General features: G+C 68.1%; 26 protein-coding genes. 13 read left to right on the forward strand and 13 right to left on the reverse strand.

Going from position 1 to position 23488, the window contains the following annotated elements; all coding sequences use genetic code 11:
- Positions 1–82 precede the first annotated feature (82 nt).
- Positions 83–292, forward strand: coding sequence for a hypothetical protein (locus ACOQOP_RS08870; RefSeq protein ID WP_420565965.1), 210 nt, complete (start codon positions 83–85; stop codon positions 290–292).
- A gap of 116 nt (positions 293–408) precedes the next feature.
- On the opposite strand, the gene ACOQOP_RS08875 is transcribed toward ACOQOP_RS08870, so the two are convergent.
- Positions 409–882, reverse strand: coding sequence for a helix-turn-helix domain-containing protein (locus ACOQOP_RS08875; protein WP_028792594.1), 474 nt, complete (start codon positions 880–882; stop codon positions 409–411).
- 435 nt (positions 883–1317) lie between these two features.
- On the reverse strand, positions 1318–2190 hold the full coding sequence (locus ACOQOP_RS08880; protein WP_420565966.1) for a fatty acid desaturase: 873 nt from the start codon (positions 2188–2190) through the stop codon (positions 1318–1320).
- A 197-nt stretch (positions 2191–2387) separates the two neighbouring features.
- Here ACOQOP_RS08880 and ACOQOP_RS08885 point away from each other — a divergent pair, with 197 nt between their 5' ends.
- Both ACOQOP_RS08885 and ACOQOP_RS08890 read left to right on the forward strand, forming a co-directional pair.
- The gene (locus ACOQOP_RS08885) at positions 2388–3272 is read left to right on the forward strand and encodes a helix-turn-helix domain-containing protein (protein WP_420565967.1); all 885 of its coding nucleotides are present in this window, start codon (positions 2388–2390) and stop codon (positions 3270–3272) included.
- A complete protein-coding gene (locus tag ACOQOP_RS08890; protein ID WP_420565968.1) occupies positions 3269–4078 on the forward strand; it encodes a phosphate/phosphite/phosphonate ABC transporter substrate-binding protein in 810 nt (269 codons plus the stop codon). Before ACOQOP_RS08885 ends, ACOQOP_RS08890 begins: the two co-directional genes overlap by 4 nt.
- A gap of 3 nt (positions 4079–4081) precedes the next feature.
- On the opposite strand, the gene ACOQOP_RS08895 is transcribed toward ACOQOP_RS08890, so the two are convergent.
- Positions 4082–5263, reverse strand: coding sequence for an iron-containing alcohol dehydrogenase (locus ACOQOP_RS08895; protein ID WP_420565969.1), 1182 nt, complete (start codon positions 5261–5263; stop codon positions 4082–4084).
- Between the two features lie 127 nt (positions 5264–5390).
- On the opposite strand from ACOQOP_RS08895, the gene ACOQOP_RS08900 reads away from it, so the two are divergent.
- The gene (locus ACOQOP_RS08900) at positions 5391–6497 is read left to right on the forward strand and encodes a mandelate racemase/muconate lactonizing enzyme family protein (RefSeq protein WP_420565970.1); all 1107 of its coding nucleotides are present in this window, start codon (positions 5391–5393) and stop codon (positions 6495–6497) included.
- A gap of 77 nt (positions 6498–6574) precedes the next feature.
- The gene (locus ACOQOP_RS08905; protein ID WP_420565971.1) at positions 6575–7129 is read left to right on the forward strand and encodes a DUF2061 domain-containing protein; all 555 of its coding nucleotides are present in this window, start codon (positions 6575–6577) and stop codon (positions 7127–7129) included.
- On the opposite strand, the gene ACOQOP_RS08910 is transcribed toward ACOQOP_RS08905, so the two are convergent.
- Positions 7126–7935, reverse strand: a complete 810-nt coding sequence (locus tag ACOQOP_RS08910; RefSeq protein ID WP_420565972.1) for a fatty acid desaturase — start codon at positions 7933–7935, stop codon at positions 7126–7128. The genes ACOQOP_RS08905 and ACOQOP_RS08910 overlap by 4 nt on opposite strands.
- Positions 7936–8424: 489 nt before the next feature.
- Here ACOQOP_RS08910 and ACOQOP_RS08915 point away from each other — a divergent pair, with 489 nt between their 5' ends.
- Positions 8425–8949, forward strand: coding sequence for a hypothetical protein (locus ACOQOP_RS08915; protein WP_420565973.1), 525 nt, complete (start codon positions 8425–8427; stop codon positions 8947–8949).
- A gap of 579 nt (positions 8950–9528) precedes the next feature.
- On the opposite strand, the gene ACOQOP_RS08920 is transcribed toward ACOQOP_RS08915, so the two are convergent.
- Together ACOQOP_RS08920 and ACOQOP_RS08925 are read right to left on the reverse strand one after the other, a co-directional pair.
- Positions 9529–10281: a hypothetical protein gene (locus ACOQOP_RS08920; RefSeq protein WP_420565974.1), complete on the reverse strand. Its 753-nt coding sequence runs from the start codon at positions 10279–10281 to the stop codon at positions 9529–9531.
- 116 nt (positions 10282–10397) lie between these two features.
- Complete coding sequence (locus tag ACOQOP_RS08925; protein WP_420565975.1) at positions 10398–11360, reverse strand: glutathione S-transferase family protein; 963 nt, start codon at positions 11358–11360, stop codon at positions 10398–10400.
- Positions 11361–11468: 108 nt separating this feature from the next.
- Here ACOQOP_RS08925 and ACOQOP_RS08930 point away from each other — a divergent pair, with 108 nt between their 5' ends.
- Positions 11469–12140 (forward strand): Fe2+-dependent dioxygenase, encoded by a 672-nt coding sequence (locus ACOQOP_RS08930; protein WP_420565976.1) that lies wholly within the window; start codon positions 11469–11471, stop codon positions 12138–12140.
- A gap of 93 nt (positions 12141–12233) precedes the next feature.
- On the forward strand, positions 12234–13109 hold the full coding sequence (locus tag ACOQOP_RS08935) for a lysophospholipid acyltransferase family protein (RefSeq protein ID WP_420565977.1): 876 nt from the start codon (positions 12234–12236) through the stop codon (positions 13107–13109).
- Here ACOQOP_RS08935 and ACOQOP_RS08940 read toward each other — a convergent pair.
- From ACOQOP_RS08940 to ACOQOP_RS08950, 3 genes are all read right to left on the reverse strand, one after another.
- A complete protein-coding gene (locus ACOQOP_RS08940) occupies positions 13081–13713 on the reverse strand; it encodes an NUDIX domain-containing protein (protein ID WP_420565978.1) in 633 nt (210 codons plus the stop codon). The genes ACOQOP_RS08935 and ACOQOP_RS08940 overlap by 29 nt on opposite strands.
- Positions 13714–13802: 89 nt before the next feature.
- A complete protein-coding gene (locus ACOQOP_RS08945) occupies positions 13803–14438 on the reverse strand; it encodes a PadR family transcriptional regulator (protein WP_420565979.1) in 636 nt (211 codons plus the stop codon).
- Positions 14439–14753: 315 nt separating this feature from the next.
- Positions 14754–15389: a YceI family protein gene (locus tag ACOQOP_RS08950; protein ID WP_420565980.1), complete on the reverse strand. Its 636-nt coding sequence runs from the start codon at positions 15387–15389 to the stop codon at positions 14754–14756.
- A gap of 109 nt (positions 15390–15498) precedes the next feature.
- Here ACOQOP_RS08950 and ACOQOP_RS08955 point away from each other — a divergent pair, with 109 nt between their 5' ends.
- Genes ACOQOP_RS08955 through ACOQOP_RS08970 form a run of 4 tightly spaced genes read left to right on the forward strand, consistent with a single transcriptional unit; the run spans position 15499 to position 18690 of the window.
- Positions 15499–16455 (forward strand): dehydrogenase, encoded by a 957-nt coding sequence (locus ACOQOP_RS08955; protein WP_420565981.1) that lies wholly within the window; start codon positions 15499–15501, stop codon positions 16453–16455.
- A 10-nt stretch (positions 16456–16465) separates the two neighbouring features.
- On the forward strand, positions 16466–16864 hold the full coding sequence (locus tag ACOQOP_RS08960) for a 6-pyruvoyl trahydropterin synthase family protein (protein ID WP_420565982.1): 399 nt from the start codon (positions 16466–16468) through the stop codon (positions 16862–16864).
- Between the two features lie 9 nt (positions 16865–16873).
- Positions 16874–17932: a glycosyltransferase family 4 protein gene (locus ACOQOP_RS08965; RefSeq protein ID WP_420565983.1), complete on the forward strand. Its 1059-nt coding sequence runs from the start codon at positions 16874–16876 to the stop codon at positions 17930–17932.
- Entirely contained in the window at positions 17929–18690 is a 762-nt protein-coding gene (locus ACOQOP_RS08970) for a class I SAM-dependent methyltransferase (protein WP_420565984.1), read from the forward strand. The genes ACOQOP_RS08965 and ACOQOP_RS08970 overlap by 4 nt, the downstream gene beginning before the upstream one ends.
- A gap of 30 nt (positions 18691–18720) precedes the next feature.
- Here ACOQOP_RS08970 and gmk read toward each other — a convergent pair whose 3' ends face one another.
- Both gmk and ACOQOP_RS08980 read right to left on the reverse strand, forming a co-directional pair.
- Positions 18721–19353: a guanylate kinase gene (gene gmk / locus ACOQOP_RS08975; RefSeq protein WP_420565985.1), complete on the reverse strand. Its 633-nt coding sequence runs from the start codon at positions 19351–19353 to the stop codon at positions 18721–18723.
- 16 nt (positions 19354–19369) lie between these two features.
- Positions 19370–20311, reverse strand: coding sequence for a YicC/YloC family endoribonuclease (locus tag ACOQOP_RS08980; RefSeq protein ID WP_420565986.1), 942 nt, complete (start codon positions 20309–20311; stop codon positions 19370–19372).
- A gap of 77 nt (positions 20312–20388) precedes the next feature.
- On the opposite strand from ACOQOP_RS08980, the gene ACOQOP_RS08985 reads away from it, so the two are divergent.
- Positions 20389–21156: an SDR family NAD(P)-dependent oxidoreductase gene (locus ACOQOP_RS08985; RefSeq protein ID WP_420565987.1), complete on the forward strand. Its 768-nt coding sequence runs from the start codon at positions 20389–20391 to the stop codon at positions 21154–21156.
- A gap of 4 nt (positions 21157–21160) precedes the next feature.
- Here ACOQOP_RS08985 and mltG read toward each other — a convergent pair whose 3' ends face one another.
- Both mltG and fabF read right to left on the reverse strand, forming a co-directional pair.
- Complete coding sequence (gene mltG, locus ACOQOP_RS08990) at positions 21161–22144, reverse strand: endolytic transglycosylase MltG (protein ID WP_420565988.1); 984 nt, start codon at positions 22142–22144, stop codon at positions 21161–21163.
- A 14-nt stretch (positions 22145–22158) separates the two neighbouring features.
- Positions 22159–23424, reverse strand: a complete 1266-nt coding sequence (gene fabF / locus ACOQOP_RS08995) for a beta-ketoacyl-ACP synthase II (RefSeq protein WP_420565989.1) — start codon at positions 23422–23424, stop codon at positions 22159–22161.
- Positions 23425–23488: the final 64 nt, after the last annotated feature.

Here is a 23488-nt window from a genome sequence, read left to right on the forward strand (position 1 = left end):
GTTCGGGCATCCGCCCTTCAAAAACGACTCATCCTGCTGTAATGTAAGGGAATTGACCCGTCGGTTTCAGGAGCGACACGGCATGGCGATTTCGAGCGCAGCAGCGGCAAGTGCGGCCCTTTCGGTGTCCGGCGTGCGTGCGGCGAACGAGCAGGTGCGCGTTCTGGGCCAGGGATTGTCGTCTCTGCTCGCCGTGGCCGAACAGGTCGCCGACCAGGTGCCGAATGCGGCCGCCACCCCTGCCGTTCCGGTGGATTCCGCCCGCGGCCAGAGCGTCGACGTCTCCGCCTGACGGCCCCGCCGGATCCAGGCGATCCGGCTCCTTCCCTACATCCTCACCGAGCGCATAAACGAAAAGCGCGCCGGCTAGCGGCGCGCTCTTGAACATTTTCGGGGGGAGAAAGAGGCTTACTTCTCTTCCGGCAGCGCGGTCGCGACCGACTTCACCATCTCGGTGATGCGCTTGCGCAGGTTCGGATTCTTGATCGAGTAATAGGCGCGCACCAGCTCCAGGGTCTCGCGGCGGGCCATCGGGTCCGTCGGGTTCTCCTCGTACTCGTCGCGCGGCTGGCCGGACTTCATGCGGCGCGGGGAGTGCGCCATCGTGTCGTCGGACATGTCGTCGAAGAAGAAGCTGACCGGCACGTCCAGGATCTGGGCGATGTCCCAGAGCCGGGACGAGCTGATGCGGTTGCTGCCGCGCTCGTACTTCTGGACCTGCTGGAAGGTGATGTTGAGCGCTTCGCCGAGCTGCTCCTGGCTCATCCCCAGCAACGTGCGACGCAGCCGCACACGGCGACCGACGTGCACATCGATCGGGTTGTTGTTCGTGATCTGATAGTTGGGATCATCACGACGCTTATCTACTTTGGCTTTAGCCATGGAGCTACTTCAACCTCCTTACCTCGAGACGGAGGCGGGCGTGTCCGTCCGTCTCACTAAAAGTGCAGTATGGGTTTCGCACTACCTTGTTGACAAGGCAATACACGTTTGTCGGGCTTGCGACTGCCACACGCTTGAGGCGAACTGACCGCGACGGAGAGAGGTCCGTCACGCCCGGTGCTCCTGGTTGAGATAGGCTGCCGGATTCACCCATTCGTATAGCCTTCGATTGCTGGAGCGACAACGAACTTGAAGTCATTGCAGACCCAAGCCCGGCGCGTTCCACCGATATACGTTGTATTACATTGATTTATTTATAACTCGTTAATAGCGAATTAAAACAAATTTTGCATAAATTAACCATTCTGCCGAAGATATTCGCCCATGAAAACAATGACTTCTCGTACGCGGGCAATCTTGTGAGTTGAGTTTCTGCTAGCGAAACATTGGGTGAATCGGGTGATCCCGGGGTGAAAAAAGATAGCGTGCTGCCATTTTGGCGTAGGACTCGAACCTGTAGCCGCCATTTCGAGCGAGAATCCCCTCGCGGCCATCGCGGAAAACGCGGCGCAGCAGGTACCACGGCAATCCGGGCCGTTCATGGTGCAGTGCGTGCAGGTTGTTCGACAGAAACAGCAGGTCGAACGCCCCGCCGGCCTCCACGATCACCGTTCGCTGGGCCGGCAGCGGGTCGGGACGGTGCTCCGCGAAGCTGCGCACCAGCATCAGGCCGGTCGCCGGCCACACCACCAGGACAAGGTAGCCCCAGACCGGCATGCCGGCCACCGAGAGGACGACCGCAAGCACACCGAGCTGTGCGGAATGCAACGCCAGGCTGCAGAGGCGTCGTCCCGCCGCCAGATCGCGACCATCGGTCGCAAGCGACAGGCCCAGAATCCAGAGCGGTCCGACGACCACACGTCCCGCCAGCGAATTCATCATCCAGCGCAACCCGCGCTCCAGCCGCCCCGCCCGCTGCCATCGCGCGGCGGTGACATACCAACTCTCGGGATCATCCAGCGGATCGGTCAGCCGCTCGTCCACGTGATGGGCCAGATGGCTGTCGCGGTATCGGTCGAAGGGCACGAAGACCAGCATCGGCGGCCCGGCAATCAGCCGGTTGACCCAGGCCCGGGGGGTCGGGTGGCCATGGATCACCTCGTGCTGCAGCGACGCCTGCCAGGCGACGCACCAGGCGAGGACCGGTGTGGGAGCCCACCAGGGCACCCAGCCGGCCGCAATCAGGGCAAAGGTGACCACGATCGGCAGATAGACCGCCGCCGCGACCCAGACGGTCGGCCATTCCACCCGCTCCGGCAGGCGGACCCGGCTCCGGAGGGCGGCAACAGGGAGGGGAGCGACAGCGGGCCCGTGGCCGGTGCTGTCGGCGGCAACGCGATGAACTTGATCCATGCCGCGAGGGTATGGTCGCCCGACTGTTGCCGCAACGAGCCAATGCGAAACTAATGTTGACAATGCGCTTCTTGAAAAACGATGTTTAGGAAATGCAACATTCCCTTCAGCCCGCCGACAAGCGCGACGTCGCCCGCCTGTTCCGCGAGCGTCTGGCGGTGGCGATGGACCGCGCCGGTCTGTCCCGCTCGGCGGTGGCCAAGCGGATCGGGGTCGACCGCTCCACCCTGTCCCAGATCCTGTCCGACGAGGGCGTGCGCCTGCCCCGGGCCGATACGGTGGCCTCGCTGGCGGTGACCCTGCAGGTCTCGCTCGACTGGCTGCTCGGCCTTGCCGAGGAGGGCCAGTTCACCGCCGACATCATGGAACGCTCGCCGGAGATCAGCCCGCATAACCGCACGGTCGCCGACGAGAACCTGCTGCGCTGGCATGCGGAGGCGGCGGGCTACAAGATCCGCTACGTCCCGACCAGCCTGCCCGATCAGGTGAAGATCCCCGAGGTGATCGCCTACGAGTACCAGGAACCCGGCGGCTCGCTGGCCGACCAGGCCATGCGCCGATCCCGCGACCGGCTCGAATACGTCCGCCAGCCGGAGACCGACGTGGAGATCTGCACGTCCATCCAATGCGTGCGGGACTTCGCCGACGGCAGCGGGATCTGGCGCGACCTGCCGCTGGAGGTGCGCCGCCGCCAGCTCACCCATATCGCCGACCTGGTGGACGAGCTGTACCCGAGCGTGCGCTGGGTCCTGTTCGACGGGGTTCGGGATTATGCAATCCCGGTGACGATCTTCGGGCCCAAGCGGGCGGCGATCTATGCCGGGGACATGTACATCGTCTTCACCACGACCGAGCATATCCGCGTCCTCACCCGCCGCTTCGACGAGCTGATCCGCCACGCCGTGGTCCATGCCCATGAGATCCCGGCCTATATGCGGACGCTGATCGACCGGATCGACAAAGGACTGGCCGCATGACCGCCATCGCCGCTCTGACCATGTACGACCTGCCGGAACTGCAGGCGGCGACAGACGCCTGGTGGGCTCTCCTCGCCACGCATCTGCGCCGGTCCGGGATCGCCGAGGTGCCTGACGTGCTGACAAGGGGCCGACCGGTCGCCGAGAACTGGCGCGACCCGTCCCTGCTGCTGACCCAGACCTGCGGCTATCCCCTCACCCACGGCCATGCCGACGACCTGAGCGCCATCGCCGTGCCGGACTACCGGGCCGAGGGCTGCGGCAGCGGGCTGTACCGCAGCGCCTTCGTGGTGCGCGCCGACGATCCGGCGATGCGCCTGGAGGATCTGCGCGGAAGGCGGGTGGCCGCCAACGGCCCGGACAGCCAGTCGGGCTGCAACGCCCTGCGTGCCGCGGTGTCGGAGATCGCCGGCGGCGATCGGTTCTTCGGCGCGGTCATCTGGAGCGGCGCCCACCGCCAGAGCCTTGCGATGGTGCGGGAGGGCAAGGCGGACATCGCCGCGATCGACGGCGTCACCTTCGCCCTGGTCGGCGACGCAGCGCCGCAGGAGGTCGCCGGCATCCGGGTGATGGGATGGAGTGCCGCCACCCCCGCCCTGCCCTATGCCGTGCGCAAGGACCTGGATGCGGACACCCGCGCCCGGGTGACCGAAGGCGTGCTGGAGGCGGCGGTGGATCCAAAGGGAGCGGCCGCCCGAGATACGCTCCGCCTTGCCGGCCTGAACCCGGTCTCGGATGCCGACTATGCCGTCATGGTCGCGATGCGCGAGACGGCGGAGGCGCGCGGCTACCCGCTTCTCGCCTGAGGTCTATTCGGCATCCAAAATCGCCCGAGCGAGGTCGATCAGTTCGGCATCGTCCGGCCGGATCGCGTTGTTGTCGATCATCGGCCGGTTCTCCGGCGCCAGCGCGACCGTCACCAGGCGGCCGGCATCCGTACCGCTCAGCCCCTTGTCGGCAAGGGAGACCGGCAGACCGACCGAGCGCAGCAGGGTCTCGAACCGGTCCGCACCGGCAGCGGCCAGTTCCACCTCGTCGCCGGTCAGCCGCGGATCGACCCCCAGGGCCGTGGCGATCGGCGCATAAAGGTCCGGACGCCGCGCCGCCGACCAGGGCAGGGTCACCCGCATGGCCAGGGCCACGGCCCGACCGTGATGCACATGGGCCAGGGTCCCCAGGGCATGACCGTAGGCATGCGCGATGCCGGTGCCGCAGGCGTCGATCGCCACCCCGGCCAGGGCCGAGCCCAGCGCCATCCGGCCGCGCGCCTCCACATCCCCCGGCGTGGTCACCGCCCGTTCCAGGTTCTGCGCGACCAATGCCACCGCCTGCAGCGCCATGCCGGCCACCACCGGGGTCGAGCGCACATGGGTATAGGCCTCGATGGCGTGCACCAGGGCGTCGAGCCCGGTCGCCGCCGTCAGCGGCCCCGGCAGGCCCAGGGTCATCGACGGGTCGAGGATGGAGAGATCCGCCTTCAGGGTGCTGCCCCAGGCCCAGACCTTGCGCCCGCCGTCGAGCCCGTAGACCGAGGTGCGGGTCATCTCCGCCCCGGTGCCGGAGGTTGTCGGGATCAGGATCTTGCGGATCGCGCGGGCCGGCAGCGGGTTGGCCATGACGGCATAGGATTCCGCCGGCGCATCGGCCACGGCGACCGAGGCGGCGAGTTTGGCCACGTCCAGGGCCGAGCCACCGCCGATCCCGAGGATCAGGTCGGCCTTATGGACCTTCGCCTTGCGCGAGGCCGCGTCGATCGAGACCGCCGACGGATCGCTCTCCACCTCGTCGAACTGCTCCACCGCCACCCCGGCGGCCGAGAGGCGCCGCGCGGCGGCGTCGGGGATGCCGGTCGCCGCAACGCCGGGATCGGTGACGATCAGCACCCGCGCGTGGGCGCCGCACAGGGCGGCCACATCGTCCGGCAGGGCATCGACCCGGTCGAGCCCGTAGCTCATAGCCGGGCTGGGCTCATGGGTGAAGGCGGACAGCATGGGGCGTCTCCGTCTCGGTTGCGATGGATAGGGTTTCAGGTTTGCGTTTCAGTTTCGCGTCGGAAAGCGCCACCGGGGGTCGCATTCGACGTTGACGTGTGCAACGCGAAAGTCCCCACTGCGGCCCATGAAAATCGAGCGCATCGACATCACCCAGCACCGCCTGCCGCTGGATCCGCCGTTCCGGGCGAGCTGGGACACCCGCCCGCGCACCGCGTTCGACGCGACCGTCGTGCGGGTCGTGACCGACGAGGGCGCGGTGGGAGTCGGCTCCGGCGACACCATGCTGGGCTTCGAGCGGCATGCGGAGCTGTTCGTCGGGCAGAACCCGCTGGATCTCGACCGGCACAACCGGGTGCTGGACAACCTGGCCTTCCATTACAGCCGCTACTGGCCGCTGGACCTCGCCCTGTGGGATCTGGCGGGCAAAATCCTGGGACAGCCGGTCTGGCGGCTGGCGGGGGGACGCTCGGACCGCACCCGGCTCTACGCATCGTCGGGCACCCTGCGCGGCCCGCAGGAGATGGCCGACGCCGCCCTGTCATTCCTTGAGGCCGGCTTCCCGGCGATGAAGATCCGTTTTCACCGGGGCGACTGGCGCGACGACATCAGGGCGCTGGAGTCGGTGCGCGCCGCGGTCGGCGACCGGCTGACCCTGATGGTCGACTGCAACCAGGGTTGGCGGATGCCCTGGGACACTGAGCGGCCCTGGTCGCTGAAGGATGCACTCGCCGTCGCCCGCGAACTGGAGAAGCTGGATATCTACTGGATGGAGGAGCCGCTGCACCGGGCCGATTATGCGGGCATGGCGGCCCTGCGCGCGGCGGTCGATATCCGCATCGCCGGCGGCGAGATGAACCGCGAGGTGTTCGAGTTCGACACCATCATCGAGCGGCGCTGCCTCGACGTGCTGCAGCCCGACGCCGCCCTGACCGGCGGGATCGGCGGGTTGAAGCGGATCGCCGAGGCGGCCGTCGCCGCCGACCTGATCTTCACGCCGCATACCTGGTCGAACGGGCTGGGTGTGGCGGCGAACGCCCATCTCGCCTGCGGTGCCGGCAATCCGCCCTTCCTGGAATTCCCCTACGACCCGCCGGAATGGTCGGCCGAGCGGCGCGACTACATGCTGAGCGAGACGCTCGCCTATGAAGACGGCTGGATGATCCTGGGCGAGACGCCGGGCCTGGGCGTGGCGCTGGACGAGGACAGGCTGGCGGCGACCCGCATCGGGTAGACGCGGCCGCGGGACGGCCCGGTGGTACTTTGCTACACTCCCGCCTGGGGATGATTGGTCAGTATCGGGGGTAGGCGATGAAGCCGATGGGATCGGCCGGCTGGCGGTCGTTGCTGTTTGCGGGATGTCTGGCGCTGTTCGCGGCCTCTCCAGCGCGCGCCCAGCAAGCCGAAACCACGCCGCCCTCCGTCCTCTCCGAAGCCGCCTCCTCGGAAACCGGCGACGACCTGCCCCTGTGGCAGCGCACCCTGTACAAGACCCTGACCTATCAGGCGGCGGCCAATGCCGCCGACGTGCTGGTGTTCGACCTGCTGGTCGGCGCCTCGGCGGCCACCACGACCGGATTCTTCGTCGCCAACGCGGCAACGGCAGCGGCGGCCTATTACGGCTTCGAATATGCTTGGCAAAATCTCGGCCCAACCCTGGACGAGACCAACGAGCAGACGATCGTGGAGAAGACGATCCTGTACCGGTTCATCGGCATCGGCCGGAACGTCACCCTTGGTTACCTGTACGGCGGAAGCGTCGCCACCGCCGGTGCCTTCGCCGGGCTGAACATCGTCTATGACACCAGCATCTTTCTCACGAACGAGTATGTCTGGGACATCCTGCGGCCGGAGCGGGCGCCTTAGAGGGGCTCCGCCGTCCCGTTCCGCAAGGCCGAGATGCGCTCGCCATGGAACGGCAGATACCCCGCCGCCTCGACCTTGCGCGATCCCTGCATCGCCGCGCCATAGGCCGGCAGGGCATGGAACGGGATCCCCGGATTGGCGTGGTGCTCCGCATGGTACGGCATGTTCCAGGCGAGCCAGCGGATCGGCGCGATGCTGACCACCGAGCGGGTGTTCGCCCACATATCCTTCACCGAGGGGCAGCCCCAATGCTCCGACAACAGGTACGCCCGTAGGAATGGCTGGCCCAGCAGCGCCGGCCCGACCCACAGGACCAGCACCGGCCGCGGATCGGTCAGGGCCGAGACGACGGCGATGGCGGCATAGAGCGCTAGATAGACCCGCGCCTCGGTGATCGAGCGCTGCCGGGTCCGGCTGTCGATGAAGGCCCCCGGCGTATGGCCGAAGGCCCGCCCGACCAGCCCCTTCACCATCCGGTACCAGTATTCCAGCCCGGTCAGCAGGTAGAGATAGCCGAGGAAGGTGGTCGGCTTCGGGCTCGCCAGTTCCGGATCGCGCTCCGGATCCTGGGTGAAACGGTGATGGGCCATGTGGAAGGCGGTGAACCAGCGCGGCGGCAGCAGCAGGAGGAAGCCGCAAAGATCGGCCACCGCCTTGTTGATCCAGACCGTCTTGAACGCGGTACGGTGGACGCATTCATGCAGCGGCGGGAACAGGAAGGACAGCAGGATGCCGTGGGCGACCATCGCGGCGACCAGCGGACCGCCCTCCAGGGTCAGGCATAGCGCCCCGGTTGCGACAAGCATCGCCCCCTGCAAGGCAAGGTGCCGGAGGCCCGGAGCATCCCTACGCGCCGTAAGGGGACCGGTGTTCGGGACATCCCTTTGATCTTTCGGGGTTTCCGCCATTCGAATTTGTTCCTGCTCTGAATTTTTTGCGTCGCGGCATGGAAAAGGTGTTGCAAAGCATATCCCAGCCGATCATATTTTGCAGTGCAGCATGACTGCCCAACATGCTGTGTACACTTCTTGGGCGTTTCCTCCCTTAACTCGGGCCGCGCATGTCGCGGCCCCTTTTTTTGCCCGACGGGTGCGGCGGCGAGAGGCCCACACTGACCGAGGCGGAGATTTCCGTCCAGTGCGGCATCGCTTGCCGGGTGGCGCCCCGGCAAATCCTACCCCCAACATCCTCTCCTTCTCAGGTTCTGTTGTTTTTCAGTGCGTTAGGGACCCCCCCTCCTGGCCCGACGCTTGCGTTGCCTCTCCCGAACACAAACCAGCTGCGGGAGAGGCAGAATGCGCAATACCGATCCGATTCAATTCGAGGCGTCCAACGACGGGGCCATCGCCCTTGGGGTGGCCCAGGCCCGGCACGTGCCGATGATGAGCGCGGTCAACCTGTGCGGCCGCGCCGCCGGCCCGATCCAGCTCGACACCGTCTTCGGCGTCGCCAACGAGAACGCCCCCACCGCCGAGGGTCTGCTGTTCAACCAGCTTCCCAAGGCCATCCGCGGCGCCATCGATGAGTGGGCGCTGCATCTGTCGGCCCGGCCCTGGCGCTTCCGCCGCGAGGCCATGACCCATTTCGCCCGGGTCTTCGCCGACCAGTTCCGCCAGCACATGGACGAGATGACCGACGAGGAGTTCGAAAGCCTGAAGGAGGTGGGGTTCACCTGCCTGCTGGAGCGCATGGATGACGGCAAGCGGATCGTCGACCTGCACCAGGCCCGAATCTATCTCGACAGCGTCCACGACCACCACCGCGAGGCGGCCCGTCGCTTCCTGAACAGCCAGGCGCCGCGCGCGCTGCATCACGCCTGAGGCCGCAGCTGGGCTGACCCGTTTCCTTCGCCGTCGAGGGGGCTTCCTGCCCAGGACGGCACTCTCTCCCCTCACCTCACCCGCTCCGTCACCGGAGCGGGTTTTTTCTTTGGGGGGCCGGGTTGGGATGGAGAGTGGGCGGCAGGCGGCGGCGAAGCGCTCCTTGCTGCTTCTACCTCCCCTGCGCCGTCATCCTGACGCCAGTCAGGATCGAGCCGCTCCCGTCGCCGGTGGCTTGATCCTGACTGGCGTCAGGATGACGGGAGGGGCCGTTCCCCACACCTCCGTCTTCCCGGCCCTGCGCCGGGACCCAGGCAGACCGCCCGATGGAACGTGAGACGCGAGCCCGCGACGCTCCGGCAACTTCAACTCTGGATCCCGGCTCAGGGCCGGGAAGACGGTATGGAGGATGTGGGGGGACGACGACCAACGCCTCTGCAAGGCGCTCCGCCCACGGAAGCACCATCCACCAACCCACAAAAAAAGAGAGCCGCCCGCAGGCGGCCCTCGATACTCGGGGTAGGCAATGAGGTCCTTCGCGTCGGGCCCCAGGAGCGGATGCCCCAGGGGTGCTGTCCCTTAGCGCCGAACCGTTCCGGAGACGGAGATGTCCCCGGCCTCGATCGCGGACTTCAGAATATCGAGCCCGCGAGCAAGCTCTTCATAGGTCTCACGGTAGCGGGTCAGCTCGTTCACTTCCGCCTCCATGACGCCGGATTTCGACTTGTTGCCGATATCCAGCAGCTTCGCGAGGTAGCGCCCCTTGATCCGGGCGGCGTGGCGGACCACGCCTTCCACCTCGCTCTGGTTCACTTCCATGACAACGTCCGAAACCGCCCGTCGGTTCTCTTCGGACGCAAATCTGTCGAGTTCGCGCACATACTGGGCGGCGTTGACGCGACCGCCGGGCACGGCGTCGTGCAGCCAGTTGGCCCGCTGCGCCGGCTTCTGACCCGGGGTCTGAGCCGCCTTCTGACCGCTCTGCCGGGCCGCCATGCGCTGCTGGGCGGTGCCGGCCGGACGGACCTGAGCCGGCTGTTGCGGAGCCGGCTGCTGCTGGGCCGGGGCCACCTTCGCACGCGGCGCCATGGTCTCGCCTGTGAGGGCCTTGCCGCCGTCGCGGACGGCCGCGATCGGGCTGCGCTTGGCCGCCTCGCCCTTGGACGCGACCAGGCCGCGACCGGTCGCGTTGGTGTTCGCCGGCCCGGTCAGCGCCGGCCGTGCGGCCGACTGGGGTGCCGCCTTGGCCTTGGACTCCTCGGCGAACGGGTCCCAGTTGCCGAGATTGTCGGCGGTCTCCAGGCCCTTCTTCAGTGCGGCGGCAAGCGACATGCTGATCTCCCTTGGCTAGACCGACGGATAGCCGTCGATCCGATGTCTCATCAGGGTCAAAGCAAGAGCCGTGCCGTTTTCGCAAATCCGCCGAGTCGCAGCGTTTCCGGCTCCCGTCAGGCCGCCGCCCGCAGCCGGTCCCGGTCATGGGGAGCGGCAAAATCGATCCGCGGGCCCTTAGGCACGATGCCTGTCGGGTTCACCGTGCGGTGGCTGCCGTAGTAGTGAGTCTTGATGTGGTCGAGATGCACCGTGGATGCAACCCCGCCCCACTGGTACAGCTCGCGCGTATAGGCCCAGAGATTGGGGAAATCGACCACCCGGTCACGGTTGCACTTGAAGTGGCCGTGATAGACCGGATCGAAGCGCAGCAGGGTCGGCAGCAGGCGCCAGTCGGCCTCCGTCACCCGCTCGCCCATCAGGTAGCGCCGGGTGCTCAGGCGCTCCTCCAACCAGTCGAGCGAGTCGAACAGCTCGTCGAACGCCGCCTCGTAGGCCGTCTGCTTGGTGGCGAAACCGGCCCGGTACACGCCGTTGTTCACCGTCTCGTAGACCCGCTGGTTCACCGCCTCGATCTCCTCGGCAAGGTCGGCCGGGTAATAATCGCCGGGCTTCGCACCGATCCGGTCGAAGGCACTGTTGAACATGCGGATGATCTCGGCCGACTCGTTGCTGACGATCGTGCCTTCCTTCTTGTCCCACAGGACCGGGACCGTGACCTTGCCCGTGTATTTCGGATCGGCCCGGGTATAGACCTGATGCAGGTACTCCGCCCCGTGCAGGGTATCCGGATGCTCGTCGGTGAACTGCCAGCCGTTCTCCAGCATCAGCGGGTCGACCACCGTGACGCCGATCATGGTCTCCAGCCCCTTGAGCTTGCGGAAGATCAGGGTGCGGTGTGCCCAGGGGCAGGCATAGGACACGTAGAGATGGTAGCGCCCGGCCTCCGGCTGGAAGCGCGCATCGGGTTCGTCGCGGATCCAGTCGCGGAAGGCGCTCTCCTTGCGCTTGAAATTTCCGTCCTCGGTCGCGCCGCGCACATCGCCGGTCTTCCAAACGCCTTCGACCAGCTGTCCCATGAAATCCTCTTCCGTTGAGTGACTTGCCACAGAGTGACTTGATCGAAAGGCCAAGGTGGGGTGGATTGCGCCCTGGTCAACACCGGTCGGGTCATTCGGGAGGCGGAAATGGTTGCGGTGATCGAAGGTCTGCTCACCAAGGAGCAGGTGCAGTCCATCGCCAAGCGCCTGTTCAGCGCGAAGTTCGCCGACGGCTCCATGAGCGGCGGCCCGCTGGGCAAGGAGATCAAGAAGAACACCCAGGTGGCGCCGAACAGCCCGGAATACCGGGAGATGGCCGATTTCGTGCTGTCGATCATCAAGCAGGACCCGACCGTTGCGATCGCCGCCATTCCGCGGCGCATCCTGCCGCCGATCTTCGCCTCCTATACCGAGGGGCACCGCTACGGCGACCATATCGACGCGGCCCTGATGGGCGGTTGGCCGGGCATGCGCACCGACCTGTCGATGACGATCTTCCTGAACGATCCCGGCGCCTATCAGGGCGGCGAACTGGTGCTGATCACCGATTTCGGCGAGCAGGTCTACAAGGGCAAGGCCGGCGACGCGGTGCTCTATCCGACCCATTACCGCCACCGGGTGAACCCGGTCACCAAGGGCCGGCGCATGGCGATCGTGACCTGGATGGAGAGCATGGTCCGCGATCCGGCCAAACGCGAGATCATCGGCGACCTGGCCGCCGTCATGGACCGTCTGGTCACCACCAAGGGCGACGAGGAGTTGATGCTGCGGGTCGAGAAGGCGCGGCTGAACCTGCTGCGCATGTGGGCCGACAGCTGAGCGTCACCGGTCTCCGCAATCCTTGACCCGATGCCCGCCGCCGGGCGACCATCCGCGAGTATCGCCGAAAAAGAAGCCCCGACCGGAAGCGCCATGGTCAAAGGCCCGACGACCGCCCTGCTGAGACGTCTGAGACCCGCACGCGCGGCCGAACCGCCAGAGCTGCCCTATTTCTCCTACGCCTCGGCGGAACACCCATTTCTCAAACGTCTGGTGATCCAGGCGGTGGAGAAGATGACCGGTCAGCCCAGGGTGAAGCGGCTGTATCTGGAACACCGCCTGAACCCGGTGCCGGACGAGGATTTCTGGTCGGCGGCGGTGCGCAAGCTGCAGCTCAACCTGATCTACGACAAGGCCAAATGGGAGGCGGTGCCGAAGGACGGCCCGCTGGTGATCGTCGCCAACCACCCGTTCGGCGTTCTTGACGGGATCGTGATCAGCTACCTGACCTCTCGCATCCGGCCGCGCTTCAAGGTGCTGACCAACTCGGTGCTGTTCCGCGCCCCGGAAGTCCGCCCCTTCCTGCTGCCGATCGATTTCGCGGAAAGCCGAGAGGCGCTGGCGACCAATATCGAGACCCGCAAGTTGGCCCTGCAGGAACTGAACGAGGGCGGCGCCATCGTGGTGTTCCCGGGCGGCACGGTCTCCACCGCTCCTTCGGCCTTCGGACGGGCGGTCGATCCGGACTGGAAGCCCTTCACCTCCAAGCTGATCGTCTCGGCCAAGGCCAGCGTGGTGCCGGTCTATTTCGAGGGGCAGAACAGCAAGCTGTTCCAGTTCGCCAGCAATGTCAGCCAGACCTTCCGCGAGGCGCTGCTGTTCAAGGAGGTCGCCAACAAGATCGGCACGGACATGCCGCTGACCATCGGCGACACCATCCCGTTCGAGCATCTGGCCCATCTGAAGGACCGGCGGATGCTGATCGACCACCTCCGCTCGATCACCTACGACCTCGGCGTGCCGCGATAGCTTTGCCCATATAGCCCAGCGCCCGGGCGACCGGCTCGGGAAGCATCCCGCGCCGGCCGAGGATGTCGACCTTCATTAGCATGAGCTGTGAGAAGGCGTCGCGGATTCCGCCGTCCATCGCCATATCCAGCGCCTCGCCGAACGGCAGGCGGCGGATCTCGATGCTTTCGTCGTCGTCCGGCTCCGGCTCGCCGATCGTCAGGTCCCAGGCGAGGAAGCCGATGCCGATCTCGTCGGTGATCGCGTTGGAGAAGTCGAGCCGCAGGAGCTCCTGCCAGCCGGCGGCGGTCAGGCCGGTCTCCTCCTTCAGCTCGCGCCGCGCGGACTCGATCGGCGCCACCGCCATATCGCCGCCGCCCTCGGGCAGCTCCCAGGAATAGTAGTCGCCGGGGAACCGGTGCTGGCCGACGAGCCAGACATGACCGTCGGCATCCACCGGCACCACGCCGACGGCGAGGCCCTTCACGTGGCACACGCCGTAGAGACCCGGCTTGCCGCCCGGGTTGGTCACGTCATGCTCGCTCACCTGGATCCACTTGTTGTCGTAGACCTGCCGGCTCGCATTCACGATCCACGGTCCACGCCGTGTCGGCGTCTCGGTCATCGGAGGTTCCTTCGCGGGAGAAGCGTCGCCGGCAGCCTCGCGGCTGATCCGCGCCGGATCAAGCCCCAGCCGGGATGTGCCGGTGCGGATCAGCTCTGCTCCACCGCAAGGGCGGCGGCATCCAGGGCGGCGGCCACGGTGCGGGCCTGCTCCTCGCTGAGCGGTCCCCGCCCCAGGCGAAGGCGCAGCGCCAGCTTCAGGTTCTCCATGGCGCGCACGACCTGGGGATCGCGCCCGCCACCGCCTTCGGCGGCGAAGGCGTCCATGCGGGCCATGGCGGCATCTACCGCGGGGCGGTTGCCGTCCAGGAAGGCGCTGCCCTCCTCGGTGATGGCATAGCGCTTCTTGCCGCCCTCCTCGCTCACCGTGGCGTGTCCCATTTCCTCCAGCAGGGTCAGGGTCGGGTAGATCACACCCGGACTGGGCGTGTAGGTGCCGGCGACCCGGTCCTCGATCTCCTTGATGATCTCATAGCCGTGGCGCGGCTGCTCGGCGATCAGGGCGAGGACGACGTAGCGCAGCTCGCCGTGGTCGAACAGCCGGCCGGAGCGGCGCCCGCCACGGTGGTCGCCGTGACGATCTCCGCCGCCTCCGCCGCCTCCGCGATGTCCGCGTCGCCCGCCCCGATGGCCGCCCCGATGGCCGTCGTCGTCGTGGGCGAAGCGGCGGCCGCGGTGGCGGCCGTGATGGTGATGATCCTCGTGGTGGTCGTGGTGGTGTCTCATGATGTTCCTCGATAGAGTTTCGTTATATCGAAATAAAAGATATATCGAAACTCTATCATGTCAAGAGGTATGCGCTCTCCTGCCCCGGCACGGGGCCCGGGAGTGCGGGAAAAAGCGAGAGGTGGGAGAGTGAGGCTCCGACAGGCCTTCCCCCGTCCCGTCTCCCCGGCCGTGCGCCGGGATCGAGAACGGGGGAGCGCCGGAGCCTCCGGAAGTTCGGCCCGGCGCTCCAGCGCGTGGTGGGTCTTGGTCCCGGCGCACGGCCGGGAAGACGATGAGGGGGAAGGGATAGAGCGGGCAATAAGCCCCCGCGCGCTACTCCTGCCGGATCGCCTCGAACTCGAGGACGATATCGACCTCATCCTCGACCATGTCGCCTTCCAGGGCGTAGGTCATCCCGAAGTCGGAGCGCTTGATCGTGGCGCGCGCGGAGATGCCGATGGCATAGTGCTTGTCGCCGAAGGGATAGCGGCCGCTGCGGTTCCAGGTCACATCCAGAACCACCGGCTGGGTGACGCCCCGGATCGTCAGGTCGCCGAACACCTTGCCGGTCCGCTCCCCGGTCGGCTCCGCCCCCGTCCCGGTGAAGCGGATGACCGGATGCTCTTCTGCCCACAGGAAGTCCTTCTTGCGCAGGTGGTCATCGCGGGCCTCGTGGTCGGAGGTCACGCTGGCCGTCTGGATTTCGGCGGTCACGTCGCTGAGGGCGCGGGCCTCCTCGTCGAAGGTGAAGGACCCCGTCACCTCCAGGAACCGCCCCAGGACGTCGGCGAAGCCGAGGTGACCGACCGAAAAGGCGACCGCCACATGCTCCCGATCAATCACATACTCATAGGGCTGCGCCCGGGCGAGGCCCGGCATCAGGCAGAGGCTGGCCGCCACGAGCGGCACGGCCGCCGCGCGGCCGAGCGCCGCGGGGATACGGGACATCGCGGGGATGTGAGTCGGCATCGTCCATTCCTCCTTCCGGCTGGCCCCTCCCCGGGCTAGTACGGGGCAACCTAGTACGGCGAACCGGAGCGGCAACTGGCGGGCCGGTCCACAACCGCGTGAGGCGAGCATGGCGCAGGCCCGAGCATTCTGGGTTGTCCGGCCGGGACAGGGCGAGATCCGCCAGGAGGCGCTCACCCCCGCCGGTCCGGGCGAGGTCGCGGTGCGCACCCTGTTTTCCGGGATCAGCCGGGGGACCGAGACCCTGGTCTTCTCCGGCCGGGTGCCGGAGAGCCAGCACGCCGTCATGCGCTGCCCGTTCCAGGCCGGCGGCTTCCCGGGGCCGGTCAAGTACGGCTACTGCGCCGTGGGATCCCTGGAGGACGGGCGCACCGTGTTCAGCCTGCACCCCCACCAGGACCGGTTCGTCGTGCCGGCCGACATGGTACGCCCCGTACCCGAGGACGTCCCCGCCGCCCGCGCCGTTCTCGCCGCCAATATGGAGACCGCGCTGAACGCGCTGTGGGACAGCGGCATCGCGCCGGGCGACCGGGTGGCCGTGGTCGGGCTCGGCGTGGTCGGACTGCTGATCGCCTATCTGACGGCGCGGATCCCAGGCATCGAACTTGTCGGCATCGACCCGAACCCCAAGCGCGAGACCGTCGCCAAGGCGCTTGGCATCCCATACGCGGGCGATGCATCGGACGGGTACGATGCCGACGTCGTGGTCCATGCCAGCGGCACGCCGGGCGGCCTCGCCACCGCCCTCGGTCTCGCCGGGCTGGAGGCGACCGTGCTCGAGGCGAGCTGGCACGGCGTCACTCCCGTCCCCCTGCCCCTGGGCGAGGCGTTCCACAGCCGGCGCCTTGTCCTGCGCTCCACCCAGGTCGGCATGGTCGCGCCATCGCATCGGCCGCGCTGGGGCTATGCCCGCCGCCTGGACAAGGCACTGTCGCTGCTGGCCGACCCCGCCCTGGACGTCCTGATCGACGGCGAGAGCGTCTTCGACGACCTGCCGGCGACCATGGCCGCCCTTGCCGATGGCCGCCTGCCCGCCCTATGTCATCGCATCCGCTATCCGGACTGAAGGAGTTCGCATGTTCACCGTCACCGTGCGCGACCACGTCATGATCGCGCATTCCTTCAAGGGCGACCTGTTCGGTCCCGCCCAGCGCCTGCACGGCGCCACCTATGTGGTGGACCTGCGGATCAACGCCGAGACCCTGGATGCCAACGGCGTGGTGGTCGATATCGGTGCCGCCCACACCACCCTGTCCGAGACCCTGAAGCCCTGGGCCTATCAGAACCTGGACGAGCTGGAGGAATTCGCCGGCGTGAACACCACCACGGAGTTCCTGGCCAAGACCGCCTTCGACAGGATCGCGGCGGTGGCCCGGTCGGGCGGCCTCGGGCGGGCCGGCAACGAGCTCCACTCGCTGGAGGTGGTGTTCAACGAATCCCACGTCGCCTCGGCCGGTTATCGCGGCACGCTCTGAGCCGGATCGGTGACCCGCGCCGACATCCATTTCCTGACCCCCGGCGATCCGGCAACCCCGACGGGCGGCTTCGTCTATGACCGGCATGCGGTGGACGGGCTGCGCGCGGCGGGACTGCTGGCCGATAACCTGCGGGTCGACGGTCCCTTTCCGGACGGCAGTGCGGACGCTTTGGAAGCGGGCCAGGCCGCCCTCGCCGGCGTGCCGAAGGGCCATCGGGTCATCGTCGACGGCCTCGCCTATACTGCTCTGGCGCCCGCCATCGCCCGCCATGCCGAGCGGCTGCGGATCATCGCCCTGGTGCATCACCCGCTGGGCGACGAGACCGGTTTGAGCAAGGAAGCCCGGGAAGGTTGGCTGCAAAAGGAGACCGCCGCCCTCGCCCATGCCCGGCACATCCTGGTGACCAGCCGCACCACCCGGGCCCGCCTCGGCGAACTCGGCATCGACACCGGCCGGGTGACGGCGGTGGTGCCGGGCGTCGATCCCGCCCCCGACCTCGGCTTCCGCGACAGCCGGGAGCCCGGCCCGCTGCGCCTGCTCTGCGTCGCAACGCTGATTCCGCGCAAGGCCGAGCACCTGCTGCTGGAGGCACTGGCCCCGCTTGCCGGGCTCGACTGGCGCCTCACCCTGGTCGGTGAGGCCCGCGACCCGGCCTATGGCGACCGGCTGGCCGCGATGGCACGGGAGCCTGGACTTGCCGGCCGGGTGAGCCTCGCCGGCGCGGTCACCGAGGCGGAGCTGGAGGATCACTGGCGGCGGGCCGACGCCTTCGTCTTCCCCAGCCTGCACGAGGGCTGGGGCATCGCCCCCGTGGAGGCCGTTCGCTGGGGCCTGCCTGTGATTACCAGCGACGCCGGCGCGCTGCCGGAATCCGTTCCCGCATCCGCCCGGGTGATGGTGCCGGCATCCGACGTGCCGGCGCTGCGCGGCGCCCTGATCCGGCTGATCGACGATGCCGACCACCGCGCTGCGCTCGCCGAGGGCGCCCGGGCGGCGGCGAAGACCTTGAGGACCTGGGCCCAGATGCGGGCCGAGTTCGCCGACGTTGCCGGGAGACTGGCATGAGTTTCTCCCCCGACTGGCTGGCGCTGCGTGCGCCCTATGACACGGCCGCCCGAGCGACCGACCTGGAGGCCCGGCTGGCCGACTGGCTCACCGGGCGATCGACGGTCTCGGTGGTCGATCTCGGCGCCGGGTCGGGCAACAACCTCGCCCATCTCGCCCCTCGCCTGCCGGTCGAGCAGCGTTGGACATTGGTGGATGCCGACGATGCCCTGCTGACGGAAGCCACGCGCCGGCATCCGGGTGTGGATGTGCGCCAGGGCGACCTGGCCGGCGACCTCGACGGGCTGATCCCCGCCGGCACGGATCTCGTCACCGCCTCGGCGCTGATCGACCTGGTGTCGGAGGCGTGGCTTGCGCGTCTGGCGGCGCGCGTCCGTACGATCGGCTGTGCGGTGCTGGTGGTGCTGACCTATGACGGTCGGATTTCCTGGGAGCAGGAGACCGCGGGCGACGCGGAGATCCGCGAGTTGGTCAACCGCCACCAGCGCGGCGACAAGGGGTTCGGCCCGGCCCTGGGGCCGGACGCGCCGGCGGCGCTGTCGGCCCTGCTGGACGGGGTCGAGACGGCGGCGAGCGACTGGGTGATCGGCCCGGGCGAGACGGCGATGCGCCGGGCCCTGGTGGACGGCTGGGCCGGAGCGGCGACCGAGATCGCGCCGGACCGCGCGGGCGGCATCGCCGCGTGGCAGAGTTCCGCCGTCTCGGAGCCCCGCACCCTGACCGTGGGCCATGAGGATCAGCTCTGGCTGCCGGAGTAGCGCGCATCGAAGAACCGAGCGGCGGGGCGTTCAGTCCCCGCTGCCGTCCTGAAGCCCGCGCACGAAGTCCGGCAGCCCCACCAGCCGTTCCCGCTTCAGGCGCTCGGCATGGAGGATGGCGCGGATCTTCTCCACACTCGCGGCGATGTCGTCGTTCAGCACGATGTACTGGTATTCCGGATAGTGGCTGATCTCGTCCGCCGCCTTGGCCATGCGCTGGGCGACCACCTCGTCGCTGTCCTGGGCACGGGTCCGCAGGCGGCGCTCCAGCTCGCGGGTCGAGGGCGGCAGGATGAACACGCTCACGAGATCCTGGCGCGCGTTGGCCGCGAGCTGCTGGGTGCCCTGCCAGTCGATGTCGAACAGCACGTCCTTGCCGGAGGCCAGCGCCTTCTCCACCGCCCCGCGCGGGGTGCCGTAGTAGTTGCCGAAGACCTTGGCGTGCTCCAGCAGTTCGTTGCGGTTGGCCATGAGCTGGAATTCGGTGGGATCGATGAAGAAGTAGTCGCTCCCATGCGCCTCGCCCGGACGCCGCGGGCGGGTGGTGACCGAGATCGACATGGACAGGTCGTCCTCGCGCTCCAGCAGCTTGCGGGAGATGGAGGTCTTGCCCGCGCCGGAGGGGGAGGACAGCACGAGCATCAGGCCGCGTCTGGTGATCATGGGTCGGTTCTCCGGCTCACTCGACGTTCTGGATCTGCTCGCGGAACCGTTCGATCCGCGTCTTCAGCTCGACCCCGATATTGGTCAGGTCCAGGTCGATGGCCTTGGAACACAGGGTGTTGGCCTCGCGGTTCAGCTCCTGGCACAGGAAGTCCAGCTTGCGCCCCACCGCCCCGCCGCCACTCAGCAGGTCGCGGCAGGCATGGACATGAGCCGCCAGCCGGTCGGTCTCCTCGCGGACATCGGCCTTGGTCGCGAGCAGCGCCAGTTCCTGGGCCAGACGCTCCTCCGACACCGGCGGCGAGGCCTGGAGTAGCAGCGCGAGCTGCCCCTCCATCCGCTTGCGCAGGGCGGCGGGCTGGGCTTCGGCGACCTTGGCCGCGTCGGCGGTCAGGGCGTCGACCTCGTCCAGGTGGCCGAGCAGTACCGTCTCCAGCCGCGCGCCCTCGCGGTGGCGCGCCTCGACCAGCGCGGCCAGTGCCTTGTCCAGATCGGCGAAGGCCGGCGCCTGGAGCTGTTCGATGACCGTCGTGTCGGCCACCCGCTCCACCGTCTCCAGCACGCCGCGCACGTTCAGCAGCCGGTCGAGGCTCGGCGCGGTCGGGAACACCAGCCCCCTGTCCTCCAACTTCTGCTGCAGGCCCAGCACGGTCTCCAGAAACGCCTCGTTCACCACCAGTTCCGGTGCGGTCGCCCGGTCGGCCTTCTCCAGGGTCCAGTTCACCGTGACCGAGCCCCGGTTCACCGAGGCCGAGACCCGTTCGCGCACCTGCTGCTCCCAGCCCTCGGCGACCGAGGGCAGGCGCATGCGCAGGTCAAGGCCCTTGGAATTGACGCTGCGGATCTCCCAGCTCCAGGACCAGGCGGTGGCGGCCCCGTCGTCGGACGTGGAAGTGGCGCCGCCGTCGCTGCGCGCGAAACCGGTCATGCTGGTGACGCGGGCGCTCTGTTCGCTCACGGGATATCCTTTCGAAATCAAACGTCCCGGCCCTTATATCCATGGGCACCCGAGGCGCCAAGCAGGAGGCAACGATCATGGCCGACCCGAACGCGATCCTGATCACCGGAGCCTCCAGCGGGCTCGGCGCAGCCCTGGCCGACGAATACGCCGCGCCGGGGGTACGGCTATTCCTGTCGGGCCGCAGCGCCGAGCGGCTGGAGGCGGTGGCACAGCGCGCGAGGGCACAGGGAGCCGACTGCGAGATCGCGGTGGTCGATGTCTGCGATGCGGCGGCAGTGAAGGCCTGGGTGGAGGCCTGCGACGATGCCGCCCCACTGGACCTGGTGATTGCCAATGCCGGCATTTCCGCCGGCACCGCCGGGCGCGACGGGGCCGAGCCGGGGGAGCAGGTGCGCGCGGTCTTCGCCACCAATGTGGATGGCGTGCTGAACACGATCCTGCCGGCGATCGAACGGATGGAAGCGCGCGGCCACGGCCAGCTCGCTCTGGTCGCCTCGCTGGCCGGCTATCGCGGCGTGCCCGGGGCGCCAAGCTACTGCGCGTCCAAGGCGGCCGTGAAAGTGCTGGGCGAGGGCCTGCGCGGCAGTCTACACGGCAAGGGGCTCAATGTGTCGGTGATCTGCCCGGGCTATGTGCGCACGCCGATGACCGATGTGAACGATTTCCCGATGCCGCTGATCATGGATGCCGACCGGGCGGCCCGGATCATCCGAAAGGGGCTGGCCCGGAACCGGGGGCGGATCAGCTTCCCGCTGCCGATGGCGGCGGCCGTGTGGCTGCTCCAGGCCCTGCCGCCGGCCTGGACCGACCCGATCCTGCGGCGGCTGCCGAGGAAGAGCTGAAGGGCTACTCCACCCGCTTCTCGCGCTGGTGCTTGCGCCAGGCGCGGACGTTGCGGTTGTGGCCGGCCAGGGTCTTGGAGAAGGCGTGGCCGCCGGTCCCGTCCGCAACGAAGTACAGATAGTCGGTCTCCGCCGGCTGCAGCACGGCGGCGATGGCGGCGGCGCCCGGATTGGCGATCGGTCCCGGCGGCAGGCCGGAGATCACATAGGTGTTGTACGGCGTCTCGGTCTTCAGGTCGGTCCGGGTCAGCGGCCGGTCCAGCCCCTCGCCGCCGGCGATGCCATAGGCCACCGTCGGGTCCGACTGCAGCCGCATGCCCCGGTTCAGCCGGTTGACGAAGACGCTGGCCACCAGCGGACGCTCCTCCGCCACGCCTGTCTCCTTCTCGACGATGGACGCTAGGATCACGGCCTCCTGCGGACTGGCGATCGGCAGATCGGGCGCGCGGGTCTCCCACAGCGCGTTGACGGTCTCGTCCATCTCGGCGCGCATGCGGGCGACGATGTCGGCCCGGTCGTCGCCAAAGGCGTAGTGATAGGTTTCCGGCAACAGGGTGCCTTCCAGCGGCACCTCCTCGATCTCGCCCTCCAGGCCCTCGGCCGCATTGACCACGGCGACCACCTGGAGGCTGGAGAGCCCCTCGGCCACCGTCACCCGGCGAACGACCGTCACCCCGCTCTCAAGGATGTCCAGGGCGCCCCGTGGGCTGACCGCAGCGGGAAAGGCGAATTCCCCGGCCTTCAGTCGACGGGCCTTGCCGGTGATCTTGGCGCCGATGGCGAGGATGCGGGGATCGGTGATCACCCCGGCCTCAAGCAGCCGGTGGGCGATCGTCTCCATGCCGGAGCCGCGGGGGATGACGACGGTCGTCTCTTCGGCGAGCGGGCCCGGACGTGTGAACTCGGTCCAGGCCCAGACCCCGGCGAACCCGGCAATCACCGCCGCCGACAGCAGCAGGGACGCCAGACGGAGCAGCCAGCGCCCCATCCCTCCGCCGCCGGTCAGGCGACCTTGGAGAAGATGAGGGCGGCGTTGGTGCCCCCGAAGCCGAAGGAGTTCGACAGGGCGGTGCGGACCTGACGCTCGCGCGGCTGGTTCGGCACCAGATCCATGCCGTCGATACCCTCGGACGGATTATGCAGGTTCAGCGTCGGCGGCACGGCCTGATCGCGGATCGCGAGGACCGAATAGATCGCCTCGACCGCACCGGCGGCCCCGAGCAGGTGGCCGATCGCCGACTTGGTCGACGACATGGACACGTTGGCCGCGGCATTGCCGAAGAGACGCTTCACCGCGCCGAACTCGATCGCGTCGCCGAGCGGCGTGGAGGTGCCGTGGGCGTTGATGTAGTCGATGTCGTCCGGCGACATCTGCGCCCGCTTCAGCGCGGCCTTCATCGCCCGGAACCCGCCATCCCCATCATCGGCCGGCGCCGTGATGTGGTGGGCGTCGCCGGACAGGCCGTAGCCGATCACCTCGGCATAGATCGTCGCGCCGCGTTTCTTCGCGTGCTCGTACTCCTCGAGCACGACCACGCCGGCACCTTCGCCCATGATGAAGCCGTCGCGGCCCTCATCCCAGGGGCGCGAGGCCTCCTCGGGGCTGTCGTTGTAGCCGGTCGACAGGGCCCGGGCGGCGGCGAAGCCGGCCACGCCGAGGCGGCAGATCGCCGCTTCCGCCCCGCCGGCGACCATGACGTCGGCGTCGTCCAGCGCAATGAGCCGGGCGGCGTCGCCGATGGCATGGGCGCCGGTGGCGCAGGCGGTGACCGCCGAATGGTTCGGGCCCTTGAAGCCGTATTTGATCGAGACCTGGCCGGAGACCAGGTTGATCAGAGCCGACGGAATGAAGAATGGGCTGATGCGGCGCGGACCGCGCTCCTGCAGCAGCACCGCCGCCTCGGCGATCGTGGTCAGGCCGCCGATACCGGAGCCGATCATGACGCCGGTGCGTTCCTGGTCCTCAACCTCGGTCGGCAGCCAGCCGGAATCCTCGACCGCCTGCTGCGCGGCGACCATGCCGAACAGAATGAAACGGTCGATCTTCCGCTGTTCCTTGGGTTCGACCCATTCGGACGGGTCGAAACCGCCGTCCGCCTTCGTCCCTTCCGGAACCATACCGGCGATCTTCGCCGGCAGATCCGAAACGTCGAAGCTGTCGATTGCCCGGATGCCGGATTTACCGGCCATCAGACGGTCCCAGTTGGTCTTAACACCGCACCCAAGCGGGCTGACCATCCCGAGGCCGGTGATGACGACGCGTCGCATGACGTCACTCATTTCCAGCTGCACGAAGCGAGACGGCGCCGGAGCCGGGGCTCCGGCAGTCGAC

Source organism: Thalassobaculum sp., assembly GCF_965223715.1.
In the GTDB taxonomy this organism is placed as follows: Bacteria; Pseudomonadota; Alphaproteobacteria; order Thalassobaculales; family Thalassobaculaceae; genus Thalassobaculum.